The sequence below is a fragment of the Brevundimonas sp. genome, assembly GCF_035627475.1.
In the GTDB taxonomy this organism is placed as follows: Bacteria; Pseudomonadota; Alphaproteobacteria; order Caulobacterales; family Caulobacteraceae; genus Brevundimonas.
Genome location: NZ_DASPLR010000001.1, coordinates 37,594 through 50,640 on the forward strand (window position 1 = coordinate 37,594; position 13,047 = coordinate 50,640).

Consider the following 13,047-nt stretch of genomic DNA (forward strand, 5'->3'; position numbering starts at 1 on the left):
TTGGCGCTCCCCGTTCCGGCGGACCGGCAGTCCTGACCTAGCCTCCGGCGGCCGGGGCGTCGAGGGGCCGGGAACCCGGGCGATGGCGGCTGCATCAAAGGACCGACGCAGACATCATGAGGACCGCCCGATGCTCGCACTCAGCCCGACCGTCTCCGAAGCGCACGAGAGCCACGCCGACCCGGCCTGCCTGCCGTACCGGAGGCCCAGCCGGGCGGAGGCCGAGGCGGCGGTGCGGACCCTGATCGGCTGGGCCGGGGATGATCCGCGCCGCGAGGGACTGCAGGCCACGCCGGGCCGGGTCGTGCGCGCCTATGAGGAGTGGTTCGCCGGCTATGGCGAGGATCCGGCGGCGATTCTCGAGCGAACCTTCGGCGAGGTGGCGGGCTACGACGAGATGGTGCTGTTGCGGGACATTCCGGTGGAGTCCGTGTGCGAGCACCATATGGCGGCGATCCGGGGCGTGGCCCATGTCGCCTACCTGCCGCGGGAGCGGGTGGTGGGCATCTCCAAACTGGCCCGGCTGGTCGACGCCTATGCGCGGCGGCTGCAGATCCAGGAGCGGCTGACGGCCGAGATCGCCGATGAGCTGGAGCGGACGCTGCGGCCGCGGGGCGTGGCGGTGATCATCGAGGCGTCGCACGCGTGCATGTCGTCGCGAGGGGTGCGCAAGCACGGGGCCTCGCTGACCACGCGGCGCTTCACCGGCGTGTTCGGGAGCGGCGAGGCGCGGCGCGAGGTGCTGGCCGCCCTGACCGGCTGATCGCCGGGAACCTTGCGCCGGGCGGCGCATCCAACCGATATGAGAGCCGGGAGCGCGCCATGCGGAAGCCGAGACACGCCGATCACGAAGCGCTGGACGAGGCCGGGCTGGTGCGCCTCGCGCAGGCAGGCGACGGCGAGGCGTTCCGGGTCATCATGCAGCGCGGCAACCAGCGGCTGTTCCGGGTGGCGCGCGGCGTGGTGCGGGACGACGGCGAGGCCGAGGACGTGCTGCAGGAGGCCTATGTCCGCGCCTTCGCGGCGATCGGCGGGTTCCGCGGCGAGGCCGGGCTGATGACCTGGCTGACGCGGATCGTCCTCAACGAGGCCCGGGGGCGGCTGCGCAAGCGGCGGCCGACGGTGGGCCTGGACCAGATCGAGGCGGCGCAGATGGAGGGAGCCCAGGTGATCCCGTTCCCGAACGCCTTTGGCGCGGCCAGTCCGGAGGCCGACGCGGCCCGCGCCCAGATCCGCGGGCTGATCGAGCAGGCCGTGGACGAGCTGCCGGAAGCGTTCCGGATCGTCTTCATCATGCGCGACATCGAGGAGTGCAGCATAGAGGAGACGGCGGCCAATCTGGGCCTCAAGCCGGAGACGGTGAAGACCCGGCTGCACCGGGCCCGCAGGCTGCTGCGCGAGGCGCTGGACGCCCGGCTGGCCAGCACCATGGCCGAAGCCTTTCCGTTCATGGGCGCGCGCTGCAACCGGATCACCGGGGCGGTGCTGGCCCGGCTGGAGGCCGAGGGGCGGTTGACGTCAAATCCGGGAACCTCCGGGGCGGTGTGACATCCAATGGACGGCGGCCGCTTCCCGGCCGGTCCAGAGGAAATCCCCATGTTCAAGAGCCTGATTCTCGCCGGCGCCCTGGCGCTGGCCCCGGTGGCGGTCGCTTCGGCCCAGGACGCCGGTCCGACCGACGCCCAGATCGCCCACATCGCCTACACAGCCGGCCAGCTGGATGTCGCCGCGGCGCGGCAGGCGCTGGAGAAATCGACCAATCCCGAGGTCCGCGCCTTCGCCGAGCTGATGGCGCGGGACCACGCGGCGGTGAACGACCAGGCCGTGGCGCTGGTGACCCGGCTGCGGGTCACGCCGGAAGCCAATCCGGTCAGCGCCGCCCTGACCGAAGCCGCCGCCGCGACCCATGCCCGGCTGGACGCGCTGGAGGGCGAGGCGTTCGACGCCGCCTATGTCGCCAACGAGGTCGCCTTCCACGAGACGGTCAACACGGCCCTGAGCGGGACCCTGATCCCGCAGGCCGACAACGCGGAACTGAAGGCCTTGCTGGAAACCGGCCTGACCCTGTTCCAGTCGCACCAGGCGCATGCCGAGCATCTCGCGGCCTCGGTGCGGTAGGCCGATCATGGAAATCGCCGACCCGACCCGCCGCGCGGTTCTGCTGACCGTCGCGGCCTCGGCCGCGGCCGCCGCCCTGCCGGCGGCGGCCCGGGCCCGGACCCACACCATCATCATGGAGAAGATGAGGTTCGGGCCGTCGCCGGCCGGCCTTCGGGTCGGCGACACCATCGTCTGGGTCAATCGCGACCTGTTCCGGCACACGGCCACGGCGCGCGACCTGTTCGACGTCGACCTGGCGCCGGGGGCCAGCGGCCGGACCGTGCTGAGGAGGGCAGGGCGCATCGCCTATGTCTGCCGCTTCCACCCCGGCATGAGGGGGGTGCTGACGGTCTCGGCCTGACCATCGGGGCCGGCATGGCCGCCTGAGACGATCAGGCGCTTCTCGTGGCGGGAGAGAAGGTCTATCTGGCCGCCATGACCGCCTCCCAAGACACCTGGACCGTCGCCGGCCGCACCTTCTCGTCGCGGCTGATCGTCGGTACCGGCAAATACGCCGACTATGCCCAGAACGCGGCCGCCGCCGAGGCCGCGGGGGCCGAGATCGTCACCGTGGCCCTGCGCCGGGTGAACCTGAGCGATCCGTCGCAGCCGATGCTGGTCGACTACGTCAAGCCGGACCGGTTCACCTTCCTGCCCAATACGGCGGGCTGTTTCACCGGCGAGGACGCGGTGCGCACGCTGCGGCTGGCGCGCGAGGCGGGCGGCTGGAGCCTGGTCAAGCTGGAGGTGCTGTCGGACACGGCGCACCTGTATCCGGACATGGTCGAGACGCTGCGGGCGCTGGACCTGCTGGTCAAGGACGGCTTCGACGTCATGGTCTATTGCACCGACGACGTGGTCATGGCGAAGCGGCTGGAGGAGGCGGGGGCCGCGGCGATCATGCCGGCGGCGGCCCCGATCGGCTCGGGCCTCGGCATCCAGAACCGGATCAACATCCGGCTGATCGTCGAACAGGCCAGGGTGCCGGTGCTGGTGGACGCCGGGGTGGGAACGGCCTCGGACGCGACCATCGCCATGGAACTGGGCTGCGATGCCGTGCTGATGAACACCGCCATCGCGGGCGCGAAGGATCCGATCCTGATGGCGTCTGCGATGAAGCATGCGGTGATCGCCGGGCGGGAGGCCTATCTGGCCGGGCGGATGCCGAAGCGGATGTACGCCAGCGCCAGTTCGCCGATGGCGGGGCTGATCTGATCCGGCCGCCCGGGATTTCACCCGGGTGAAAAGGAAAACCACGGTGGCGGAATCGGCAGAGTCTGCATGGCGAGAAATCGCGGGGGCAGAGTCGGCAGAGTCTACATGGGCGCGCCTGTCGCGGCGCGGCGGGGATTCGGTTGTCAAAGACCGGCGGGCCGGGGCTCGCGTGGAACAGGGCATTATGGGGCGGCCGCTTGCTGCGGCGGGTTCATGACGCTGGCGAACGGGACTTGCGCAAGGAAAACAGCGGCCTGGTCGGTGAAAGTGTGATGGCTGGGTGCGGATTTGCAGCGCAGCAAACATTGTTTCGGCGGACGGTTGGTCGCAAGCCCACGGGATAGTCCGACGTTCAAACCGCCCTTAGGATGACGGGGAACTCGCAAGGGGAACGACCATGTCGACCATCAGCCGCCGCCTCCTGATCGGTTCCGCCGCCACCCTCGCCCTGGCCGGCGGCGCTCAAGCCCAGACGCGGGCGAGCCGGGCGCTGGCGGTTTACAAGTCGCCGACCTGCGGCTGCTGCGGGGGCTGGGTGACGCACATGCGCCAGGCCGGCTTCACGGTGGCGGTGCATGTGGTCGAGGACCCGGGCACGGTCCGCCGCGCGCGCGGGCTGCCGGATTCGGTGGCGTCCTGCCACACCGCGGTGATCGACGGCTATGCCATCGAGGGCCATGTGCCGGCGGGGGACGTCGTGCGTCTGCTGGCCGAGCGGCCCCAGGCGGTCGGCCTGGCCGCGCCTGGGATGCCCATGGGGTCGCCGGGGATGGAGACGCCGGACGGCCGGAAACAGCCGTTCGATACGCTGCTGGTGCTGCGCTCCGGGCAGACGCGGGTGTTCGGGCGCCACGGGCGGGGGTGACTTCTGATTCCTTCTCCCCTTGCAGGAGAAGGTGGCAGCCGAAGGCTGACGGATGAGGGGTCGCACAGCGGCGACGCCGTTGTCGGCGTCGGCGAGACCCCTCATCCGACCCGCTTCGCGGGCCACCTTCTCCCGCAAGGGGAGAAGGGAGAGCGGGGCGGGTTGGCGGAATCCGCGGCGGGGGTTAGAGCAGGCGCTCCCCGAACCGAGACCGACCATGCACGACATCCGCGCCATCCGTGACAATCCCGCCGCCTATGTGGCCGGGTGGTCGTCGCGCGGGGTGGCCGAGGCGGACGGGCTGGTGGCGCGCATCCTGGAGCTGGATCGCGAACTGCGCACCGCCCAGACGACCGGGCAGGAGGCGCTGGCCAGGCGCAATGCGGCGTCGAAGCTGATCGGCGCGGCGATGGCGAAGAAGGACATGGCCGAGGCCGACCGGCTGAAGGCAGAGGTCGAGGCGCTGAAGGGCGATATCGCGGCGGCGGAAGAGCTCGAGCGCAGCCTGAAGGCCGAACTGCTTGGGCCGCAGGGACTGCTCGCCAAGCAGCAGAACATCGCGGCCGACGACGTGCCGGACGGCGAGGACGAGAGCGCCAACGTCGAGGTCTCGCGCTGGGGCGAGCCGCGCAAGACGGGGCCGGCCAAGGATCACGCCGATCTGGGCGAGGCGCTGGGCCTGCTGGACTTCGAGGCGGCGGCGCGGATGAGCGGCGCGCGGTTCGCGGTGCTGAAGGGCGGACTGGCGCGTCTGGAACGGGCCATCGGCCAGTTCATGCTGGACGTGCAGACGGCCGAGCACGGCTATCTGGAGGTCAATCCGCCGTATCTGGTGCGCGACGAGGCGATGTTCGGGACGGGGCAACTTCCGAAATTCGAGGAGGATCTTTTCCGGGTCGGAGAACACCTGCTCATCCCCACCGCCGAAGTCTCCCTGACCAATCTCGTCCGCGAGCAGATCCTGCCGGAGGAGCAGCTGGCCGAGCCGATGCGCCTGACCGCCCTGACGCCGTGCTTCCGGGCCGAGGCGGGGTCGGCGGGGCGGGATACGCGCGGGCTGATCCGCCAGCACCAGTTCCACAAGGTCGAGCTGGTCTCGATCACCCGGCCGGAGGACTCCGAGGCCGAACACGAGCGGATGGTGCGCTGCGCCGAGACGGTGCTGGAGAGGCTGGGGCTGCCGTATCGGCGGGTGCTGCTGTGCAAGGGCGACATGGGCTTTTCGGCGCGCAAGACCTTCGATCTGGAGGTGTGGCTGCCGTCGCAGGGGACGTATCGCGAGATCAGCTCCTGCTCGAACTGCGGGGATTTCCAGGCCCGGCGGATGGACGCGCGCTTCAAGCGGGCCGGGGAGAAGAAGACCGAGTTCGTGCATACCCTGAACGGCTCGGGCCTGGCCGTCGGTCGCACGCTTGTCGCGATCATGGAGAACTATCAGGAGCCGGACGGCGCCATCCGGGTGCCCGAGGCGCTCGTACCGTACATGGGCGGGATCACGCGGGTCGGTTGACGACAATCCCGCTCATCCCGGTGAAAGCCGGGACCCAGTGCTTTCGTCGGGCATTGGGGTTGGGTGAGGACAGCCGTCACGCGCGTGTCGCACCGGTTTGCCCAAGGATCTGGTTCCCGGCCTTCGACGGGATGAGCGGAAAAAGGAAGTTCAGATGAGACTGATCGCAATTGTCGCCGCCGGCCTCGCCCTGGCGGCCTGCGCCACCGGACCCGACACCGCGCCGCCGCCGGCGGGGCTGGACCTGTCGGGCGGGTCGTTCACCGGCTGGGCGCGGGTGACCGGCGACGAGTTCCAGCTGTTCGCCGAGCAGCGCGACCTGCGCCAGCCGGGCTCGCGGGCCTGCGTCTCCGGCGCGCTACCGAGGAACGCCCAGCGGGCGTCGGGCGATATTTCGGGCTCGCAGGTGCGGTTCACCGGCCGGACCCTGGCCTGGGCCGATCGCAACCAGGTCCAGAGTCACGACTGGCAGGGGTCGAACATCATCAACGGCTGCCGCAAGGACGTGGTCATCCTCGCCGACCGGGTCGAGGTGCTGCGCTAGCGGCAGGGCCATCGTCATCCCGGCCGCGCTTTTTGGGGGTGCGCGCCGCGGGCCCAGGCTTTAGTCAGGCGGCATGCGAATCCTCCTCACCAACGACGACGGCATCGAGGCCGAGGGGCTGGAGTGCCTGGAGCGGATCGCCCGGACGCTGTCGGACGACATCTGGGTGTGCGCGCCGCAGGTCGAGCAGTCGGGCAAGGGGCGGGGCATCACCCTGACTGAGCCGCTGCGGGTCAACGCCATCGGCGAGAAGCGGTTCGCGGTGACCGGGACGCCGACCGACTGTGTGGTGCTTGCCGTCAACGACCTGATGCCGGAGCGGCCCGACCTGGTGCTGTCTGGGGTCAACCGCGGGCACAACGTCGGCGAGGACTGTTCCTATTCGGGGACGGTGGCTGGGGCGCTGCAGGGGATGGCCTTCGGCATCCGCTCGATCGCCCTGAGCCAGTCGCTGGAGCGGTTCCACGACGATGTGGTCGCCCACTGGGAGACGGCCGAGGCCTATGCCCCGGCGATCATCAGCCGGCTGCTGGCCCAGCCGTGGCAGGCCGGGGTGGTGATGAACCTGAACTTCCCCAACCGGGCGCCCGAGGCGGTGACCGAGGTCGAGGTGACGCGGCAGGGCTTCCGCGATGTGGGCGAGATGCATGCGGTGCGGCGCACCGACCTGAGGGGGCGGGACTATTATTGGATGAGCTTCCGCGGGGCGAAGCAGGAGCACCCGGCCGGGACCGACCTGCGGGCCATGGACGAGGGCAAGATTTCCGTCACGCCGCTGCACATCGACCTGACGCACATGCCGAGCGTGCACGACCTGAAGGGCGTGCTGGGCGGGGCGCCGCCGAAGACGGTGGCGGCGGAATGAGACTCGACGACGATCGCGCCGGGCGGCTGATCCTGGGCTTGCGGCAGCAGGGGGTGACCGACCCGAAGGTGCTGGCGGCGATGGAGTCGATCGACCGCGCGGTGTTCGTGCACGAGAAATTCCTCGACCAGGCGTGGGAGGACCAGGCCCTGCCGATCGACTGCGCCCAGACCATTTCCCAGCCCTATATCGTCGGCCTGATGACCCAGGCGCTGGACGTGCAGCCGAGGCATCGGGTGCTGGAGATCGGCACCGGGTCCGGCTACCAGGCGGCGGTGCTGAGCCGGCTGGCGCGCTATGTCTATTCAGTGGAGCGCTATCGCAGCCTGCTGACCGAGGCCGAACGGCGGCTGAAGGAGCTGAAGATCGACAACGTCATCACCCGGCACGGCGACGGCGGGCTGGGCTGGCCGGAGCAGGCGCCGTTCGACCGGATCATGGTCACGGCGGCCTCGCCGGGCGAGCCGACGGAACTGCTGCACCAGCTGAAGCCGGGCGGGATACTGGTGTGCCCGGTGGGGCGGTCGTCGGTGCAGCGGCTGCACCGCTACGTCAGCCTCGAGGACGGCTCGTTCCGGCGCGAGAGCCTGGCCGAGGTGCGGTTCGTGCCGCTGGTCGAGGGGACGGCGAAGGAGGGGTGAGGGCGAGGGGACAAGCAGCAGGCCGCAGGCATCAGGCAGCAGGCAGCAGGCAACAGGCAACAGGCAACAGGCAACAGGCAACAGGCAACAGGCAACAGGCAGCAGGCAGCAGGCAGCAGGCAGCAGGCGGTGAGTGCTGACAGGATGGGCAGGCGTCCCGCCGCCGCCGGCCGCGATGTGATCATCCCTGCTGCCTGTTGCCTGTTGCCTGTTGCCTTCCTGTTAACCTTCCCGCCCAACTTTGGCGCGGTTTGCGGGGTCTGGTCCGGCGGGGCGAGAGTCGAGTTTGAGGAGCGGGCGAATGATCGGGATCAGGGCGGGGCTGAAGGCGCTGGCGGTGCTGGGGGCGGTGAGCCTGACGGCGGCCTGCGCCAGCTATCCGACCGAGCCGCGCTATTCGATCCACGCCGACCCCGCGCCGGTGCGCGCGCCCGCCTATCCGGAGAGGCCGGCGGCGCCGGTCCCGGGCGGCGAGGGCGTGCGCGGCCCGACCAATCCGGCCTATGAGGCGCCGCCGCCGGCGACCGCGCCGGTCGGCGAGATCGAGGGCGGATCGCTGGATGCCCCGGTCGGGACCACGCCGCGCCATGACCCGCCTCCGTCCGGAGCCGGGCCCGCGGCGGGGCCGGCCAGCGAAGGCTTCGCCAGCCCGCCGCCGCCGGCGCGGAGCGGCGCCCCCGTGGTGGCCGGAGCGAGCTACGAGATTCAGCCGGGCGACACGATTTCCGGCATCGGCCGGCGCTTCCAGACGCCGGTGCAGACGCTGATCGACCTGAACAACCTCGGACCGAGGGCGGATGTGTCGCCGGGCCAGCGCATCGTGCTGCCGGCCGACGCGGTCGACATCGGCGGCGACCCCTACGCCACCGGCCCGTCGCCGGCCGGGGTCAATGTGGCCGACGCCGGGACGCCGCCGCCGCCGCCGCCGCCGCCGCCCGCCAACGCGCCGCCCCCGGCGCGCGAGCCGGCCGTGACCGCCGGGCCCGTCGGCCAGCCGCCCGTCTCGACGACGGTGGCGCTGGACTGGCCGGTGCGGGGCGACATCCTGCGCCGCTTCGGCCCTGTCGGCATGGGCGAGCGCAACAACGGCATCAATATCGGCGCCGCCCGGGGGACCGAGGTGCGGGCCTCGGCCTGGGGGACGGTCGGCTATGTCGGCGACGACCTGGCGGGGCAGGGGCTGACGGTGCTGATCGTGCACCGCGACGGCTGGCGCTCGGTCTATGGCCATCTGGGCACGGCGACGGTGCGCGACGGCGACGTGGTGCAGGCCGGGCAGGCGATCGGGACGGTCGGCACGACCGCCGGCGACGGACGGCCCTCGATCCATTTCGAGACCTGGCGCATGCAGGGCGACGAGCCGACCGCGATCGATCCGCTGAGCGTGTTGCCGCGCTGACGCAGCCGACGGGTTCCGCCCAGGCGGCGCGTTGCAATGTCAGGCGACGCGCCCTAGGTTCCGCGCCTCATTTTCAGGGCGCCGCGGGGCCCGGTATCCAGAGAACGATCGATGACTCCGACTGACGGCGGCCTGATGGCCATGATCATCCAGTTCGCGCCTATCATCGCGATCGGCGTGATGGGCTATTTCCTGCTGGTCCGCCCGCAGATGAAACAGGCCAAGGCCCATCGGGAGATGGTCGCCGGCATGAAGCGCAACGACACGGTGGTGCTGTCGAACGGCATGATCGGCAAGGTCACCCGCGTCGAGAACGACGAGGCGATGGTCGAGATCGCCCAGGGCGTGAACGTCCGCGTCGTCAAGGCGATGATCACCCAGGTGCGCGACCGCACCGGCGTGGCCGCCAACGACACCAAACAGGTCTCCAAGGCCTGATCCCGGCGTTCTGAAAGGTCGGGGAAGCCCGCATGATCCATCTGTCGCGCTGGAAGGTCGTCCTTCTCGCCCTGTCGTTCGCAGTCGGACTGCTGTTCAGCTATCCGAACCTCCTGACCGCCGACCAGAAGGCGGCGCTGCCGGGCTGGCTGCCCAAGAGCGGCGTCAACCTGGGCCTGGACCTGCAGGGCGGTTCGTACCTGCTGCTGGAAGTCGACGTCCCGGCCATGCGGGCCAAGCGCCTGACCAACCTGGGCGAGGACGCCCGCACGGTGCTGGAGGAGGCGCAGGTCGACATCTCCAACATCGCGCAGGAGCAGTCCGGGGTGCTGGTCACCCTGGCCAATCCGGCGGACATGGATCGCGCCCTGACGGCGATGCGTCCGCTGGCCGCCGCGAACGCCACGGGTGGGGCGCCCGACCGGACGGTGCAGCGCCAGGGCCAGGACGGCATCCGCTACGCCTTCACCCAGCGCGCTGCGGACTCCATGGCGTCGGACGCCGTGAGCCAGTCGATCGAGGTGGTGCGCCGCCGGATCGACAGCCTGGGCACGCGCGAGCCCTCGATCACCCGCCAGGGCGCCGAGCGGATCGTCGTCCAGGCGCCGGGCGAGAGCGACCCGGCCCAGCTGGAGCGCGTTCTGGGCCAGACGGCGCAGCTGACCTTCCAGCTGGTCGATGTCGAGAATTCGGTCGAGGAGGCCATCGCGGGCTTCCCGCCGCCGGACGCCGAGGTCATCCCTGACGAGAACGGCGTCCCCTATCTGGTCAAGAAGCGGGTGCTGGTCTCGGGCGAGAACCTGACCAAGGCCGAGGTCACCGTCGACCAGAATAACCAGACCGCCATCGGCTTCCGCTTCGACGGGGCCGGGGCGCGCCGCTTCGGCGAGGCGACCGCCGCCAACATCGGCAAGCCGTTCGCCATCATCCTGGACGGCAAGGTCATCTCGGCTCCCAACATCAAGAGCGCCATCACCGGCGGTTCCGGCATCATCGAAGGCAGCTTCTCGATCGAAGAGGCGTCGGAGATGGTCAACCTGCTGAACGGCGGGGCCCTGCCGGCGCCGCTGAAGGTGCAGGAGCGCCGCGTGGTGACCGCCGAACTGGGCGCCGACGCGGTCGCCGCGGGCGCCCTGTCGACCGCCATCGGGGCGGTGATCATCGTGGTCTTCATGCTGCTGGCCTACGGCTTCCTGTTCGGCGGCATCTCGATCATCGGCCTGGTGCTCAACGGCCTGCTGATCATCGCCGCCATGTCGATGACCGGCGCCGCCCTGACCCTGCCGGGCATCGCCGGCCTGGTGCTGACCTTCGCCGTGGCGGTCGACGCCAATGTGCTGATCTACGAGCGGATGCGCGACGAGGCGCGGGCCGGGCGGTCGGTGATCGCCTCGCTCGACGCCGGCTTCAACAAGGCGATGGGCACCATCATCGACGCCAACCTGACGACCCTGGTGGCGGCGCTGATCATGTTCATCTTCGGCGCGGGCCCGGTGCGCGGCTTCGCCTGGACGCTGACCATCGGCGTCTTCACCTCGATGCTGTCGGCCGTGCTGGTCGCCCAGGTCGGACTGGCCTGGTGGCTGAAGCTGGCCAAGCCCAAAAAACTGCCGATCGCGGAGTGATGGCGATGCGTGGATGGCCCCTCATCAAACTGCTGCCGGTCAAGACGGACCTGCATTTCGTCTCCTTCGCCAAATACGCCGCCGCCCTGTCGGCGGTGCTGGTGATCGCCTCGCTGGTCGGCCTCTTCTACCCGGGCCTGAACATGGGCATCGACTTCCGCGGCGGCGCGTCGATGGAGCTGACCAAGCCGGGCGGACAGACCCTGGATCTCGGCGCCGTCCGCGAGGCGGTGGGTGAACTGGGGCTCGGCGACGTCGGGGTGCAGGGCATCGACACCGAAAGCTCGGCCATCGTCCGTTTCCAGGTGCCGGAAGGGCAGGATCAGACGGTCGTGGTCCAGCGCGTCGAACAGGCGATCGACGCGGCCGTCGGCGAGGTGGAATACTCCGGCGTCAGCGTCGTCGGCTCCAAGGTCTCCGGCGAACTGTTCACCTCGGGCCTGATGGCGCTCGGCCTCGCGATCGCGCTGATGTTCGCCTACATCTGGTTCCGGTTCGAGCCGCAGTTCGGCCTCGGCGCGGTGGCGGGCCTGCTGCACGACGTGATCCTGGTGTTCGGCCTGATCGTGCTGATGCGGCTCGAGTTCAGCCTCAACATGGTCGCCGCCATCCTGACGGTGATCGGCTATTCGATGAACGACACGGTCGTGGTGTTCGACCGCCTTCGCGAGAACCTGCGCAAGTACAAGACCATGCCGCTGCGTGAGGTGATCGACCTGTCGATCAACGAAACCCTGTCGCGCACGGTGATCACCGGCATCACCGCAATCATGGTGCTGGCGGCCCTGGCGATCTTCGGCGGCGAGGCGCTGTTCGGCTTCTCCATCGCCCTGATGGCCGGCATCATCATCGGCACCTATTCGTCGATCTATGTCGGCGCGCCGATCATCCTGCTGTGGGGCGTCAAGCGCGGCGAGCGCAAGGACGACGACGCCAAGCCGATCAAGCTGGGCATGGCGAGCCGGCCGTAGGGGCCATCTGATTTCAGAATGATCGATGGCCTTGTCGTCCCGCATCGCCGCATCGCGGCGTTCGGGATGACAAGGGCGTGCCCTGAAAGCCCCTAAACTCTATCGGTGTTTGTCGCCTTCAAGCAGCGCTATGGTCGCGGTTCAACGATTCTCGCGGCAGGTTGTCGCCGCGTTCCGAACGAAACGCCCGGGGAGGGGCGATCGACATGGGCAAGCTGCTTTCGAACTTCCGCACCACCATCCTGCTCAGCCTCGTGCTGGCCGGGGTGATGATCTACGCCTTCGGCAGCGTCGCGCCGGGTGGTTTCGACCTGATCTTCTGGCAGGCGGTGTTCCGCTGGACGCACGTCTTCGCGGGCATCCTGTGGATCGGCCTGCTGTGGTATTTCAACTTCGTCCAGATCCGGGTCATGCCGTCGATCCCGGCCGAACTGAAGCCGGCCATCGGCAAGCACATCGCGCCCGAGGCCCTGTTCTGGTTCCGCTGGTCGGCGCTGGCCACGGTGCTGGCGGGCCTGGCGCTGGCCTTCAGCCGCGGCCACGCCTACGCCGTCGAGGTGCTGAGCTTCGGCCTCGCCGGCGGCCTGACCGAGGACCAGAAGGGCTATACCCTGATGGGCATCGGCGTGTGGCTGGCCATCGTCATGTTCCTCAACGTCTGGGGCGTGATCTGGCCGAACCAGAAGCGGGCGCTGGGCATCGTCGTCGTCGATGACGACGCCAAGGCGAAGGCGGCCCGCACCGCCATGCTGGCCAGCCGCATCAACATGCTGCTGTCGCTGCCGATGCTGACCTCGATGGCCATGTACCAGACGCTGTTTGGCTGACGTCCCGCGCGGGCGGGTCGCGACTCGCCGCCGCCGGAGTGGCATAG

Annotated in this window: 15 protein-coding genes; all 15 read left to right on the forward strand. The window is 69.8% G+C overall.

Translation table 11 applies throughout. From position 1 onward, the window contains the following. The first annotated feature begins 130 nt into the window (after window positions 1-130). Window positions 131-763 (forward strand): GTP cyclohydrolase I FolE, encoded by a 633-nt coding sequence (gene folE / locus VEA62_RS00195; protein ID WP_324816863.1) that lies wholly within the window; start codon window positions 131-133, stop codon window positions 761-763. Window positions 764-822: 59 nt separating this feature from the next. Next, entirely contained in the window at window positions 823-1,548 is a 726-nt protein-coding gene (locus tag VEA62_RS00200; protein ID WP_324816867.1) for an RNA polymerase sigma factor, read from the forward strand. Window positions 1,549-1,596: 48 nt separating this feature from the next. Beyond that, window positions 1,597-2,118, forward strand: a complete 522-nt coding sequence (locus VEA62_RS00205; RefSeq protein WP_324816869.1) for a DUF4142 domain-containing protein — start codon at window positions 1,597-1,599, stop codon at window positions 2,116-2,118. Between the two features lie 7 nt (window positions 2,119-2,125). Beyond that, entirely contained in the window at window positions 2,126-2,461 is a 336-nt protein-coding gene (locus tag VEA62_RS00210; protein WP_324816871.1) for a cupredoxin domain-containing protein, read from the forward strand. A 74-nt stretch (window positions 2,462-2,535) separates the two neighbouring features. Next, complete coding sequence (locus VEA62_RS00215) at window positions 2,536-3,315, forward strand: thiazole synthase (RefSeq protein ID WP_324816873.1); 780 nt, start codon at window positions 2,536-2,538, stop codon at window positions 3,313-3,315. Between the two features lie 397 nt (window positions 3,316-3,712). Next, window positions 3,713-4,180, forward strand: a complete 468-nt coding sequence (locus VEA62_RS00220) for a DUF411 domain-containing protein (RefSeq protein ID WP_324816875.1) — start codon at window positions 3,713-3,715, stop codon at window positions 4,178-4,180. A 217-nt stretch (window positions 4,181-4,397) separates the two neighbouring features. After that, window positions 4,398-5,690, forward strand: coding sequence for a serine--tRNA ligase (gene serS, locus VEA62_RS00225; RefSeq protein ID WP_324816877.1), 1,293 nt, complete (start codon window positions 4,398-4,400; stop codon window positions 5,688-5,690). A gap of 154 nt (window positions 5,691-5,844) precedes the next feature. Then, window positions 5,845-6,234, forward strand: coding sequence for a hypothetical protein (locus tag VEA62_RS00230; RefSeq protein WP_324816879.1), 390 nt, complete (start codon window positions 5,845-5,847; stop codon window positions 6,232-6,234). Between the two features lie 73 nt (window positions 6,235-6,307). Further along, window positions 6,308-7,099, forward strand: a complete 792-nt coding sequence (surE, locus tag VEA62_RS00235; RefSeq protein ID WP_324816881.1) for a 5'/3'-nucleotidase SurE — start codon at window positions 6,308-6,310, stop codon at window positions 7,097-7,099. Beyond that, window positions 7,096-7,740 carry a protein-L-isoaspartate(D-aspartate) O-methyltransferase gene (locus VEA62_RS00240; protein ID WP_324816884.1) on the forward strand — a complete coding sequence of 215 codons (645 nt, stop codon included), beginning with the start codon at window positions 7,096-7,098 and terminating at the stop codon, window positions 7,738-7,740. Before surE ends, VEA62_RS00240 begins: the two co-directional genes overlap by 4 nt. A 301-nt stretch (window positions 7,741-8,041) precedes the next feature. Next, on the forward strand, window positions 8,042-9,139 hold the full coding sequence (locus VEA62_RS00245) for a peptidoglycan DD-metalloendopeptidase family protein (RefSeq protein ID WP_324816887.1): 1,098 nt from the start codon (window positions 8,042-8,044) through the stop codon (window positions 9,137-9,139). A 111-nt stretch (window positions 9,140-9,250) separates the two neighbouring features. Further along, window positions 9,251-9,577 carry a preprotein translocase subunit YajC gene (gene yajC / locus VEA62_RS00250; protein WP_324816889.1) on the forward strand — a complete coding sequence of 109 codons (327 nt, stop codon included), beginning with the start codon at window positions 9,251-9,253 and terminating at the stop codon, window positions 9,575-9,577. Window positions 9,578-9,609: 32 nt separating this feature from the next. After that, on the forward strand, window positions 9,610-11,202 hold the full coding sequence (gene secD / locus VEA62_RS00255; protein ID WP_324816892.1) for a protein translocase subunit SecD: 1,593 nt from the start codon (window positions 9,610-9,612) through the stop codon (window positions 11,200-11,202). Next, entirely contained in the window at window positions 11,202-12,173 is a 972-nt protein-coding gene (secF, locus tag VEA62_RS00260) for a protein translocase subunit SecF (RefSeq protein WP_324816895.1), read from the forward strand. The genes secD and secF overlap by 1 nt, the downstream gene beginning before the upstream one ends. A gap of 206 nt (window positions 12,174-12,379) precedes the next feature. Then, the gene (locus VEA62_RS00265) at window positions 12,380-13,000 is read left to right on the forward strand and encodes a hypothetical protein (protein WP_324816898.1); all 621 of its coding nucleotides are present in this window, start codon (window positions 12,380-12,382) and stop codon (window positions 12,998-13,000) included. The last annotated feature ends 47 nt before the right edge of the window (window positions 13,001-13,047 follow it).

What these genes read in the sequence shown, in the direction of transcription:
- secF (WP_324816895.1), top strand. Translation starts at nt 11,202, where the DNA reads ATGGCGATGCGTGGATGGCCCCTCATCAAACTGCTGCCGGTCAAGACG.
- VEA62_RS00230 (WP_324816879.1), top strand. Translation starts at nt 5,845, where the DNA reads ATGAGACTGATCGCAATTGTCGCCGCCGGCCTCGCCCTGGCGGCCTGC.
- VEA62_RS00240 (WP_324816884.1), top strand. Translation starts at nt 7,096, where the DNA reads ATGAGACTCGACGACGATCGCGCCGGGCGGCTGATCCTGGGCTTGCGG.
- yajC (WP_324816889.1), top strand. Translation starts at nt 9,251, where the DNA reads ATGACTCCGACTGACGGCGGCCTGATGGCCATGATCATCCAGTTCGCG.
- VEA62_RS00265 (WP_324816898.1), top strand. Translation starts at nt 12,380, where the DNA reads ATGGGCAAGCTGCTTTCGAACTTCCGCACCACCATCCTGCTCAGCCTC.
- VEA62_RS00215 (WP_324816873.1), top strand. Translation starts at nt 2,536, where the DNA reads ATGACCGCCTCCCAAGACACCTGGACCGTCGCCGGCCGCACCTTCTCG.
- secD (WP_324816892.1), top strand. Translation starts at nt 9,610, where the DNA reads ATGATCCATCTGTCGCGCTGGAAGGTCGTCCTTCTCGCCCTGTCGTTC.
- VEA62_RS00245 (WP_324816887.1), top strand. Translation starts at nt 8,042, where the DNA reads ATGATCGGGATCAGGGCGGGGCTGAAGGCGCTGGCGGTGCTGGGGGCG.
- VEA62_RS00200 (WP_324816867.1), top strand. Translation starts at nt 823, where the DNA reads ATGCGGAAGCCGAGACACGCCGATCACGAAGCGCTGGACGAGGCCGGG.
- VEA62_RS00210 (WP_324816871.1), top strand. Translation starts at nt 2,126, where the DNA reads ATGGAAATCGCCGACCCGACCCGCCGCGCGGTTCTGCTGACCGTCGCG.
- VEA62_RS00205 (WP_324816869.1), top strand. Translation starts at nt 1,597, where the DNA reads ATGTTCAAGAGCCTGATTCTCGCCGGCGCCCTGGCGCTGGCCCCGGTG.
- folE (WP_324816863.1), top strand. Translation starts at nt 131, where the DNA reads ATGCTCGCACTCAGCCCGACCGTCTCCGAAGCGCACGAGAGCCACGCC.
- VEA62_RS00220 (WP_324816875.1), top strand. Translation starts at nt 3,713, where the DNA reads ATGTCGACCATCAGCCGCCGCCTCCTGATCGGTTCCGCCGCCACCCTC.
- serS (WP_324816877.1), top strand. Translation starts at nt 4,398, where the DNA reads ATGCACGACATCCGCGCCATCCGTGACAATCCCGCCGCCTATGTGGCC.
- surE (WP_324816881.1), top strand. Translation starts at nt 6,308, where the DNA reads ATGCGAATCCTCCTCACCAACGACGACGGCATCGAGGCCGAGGGGCTG.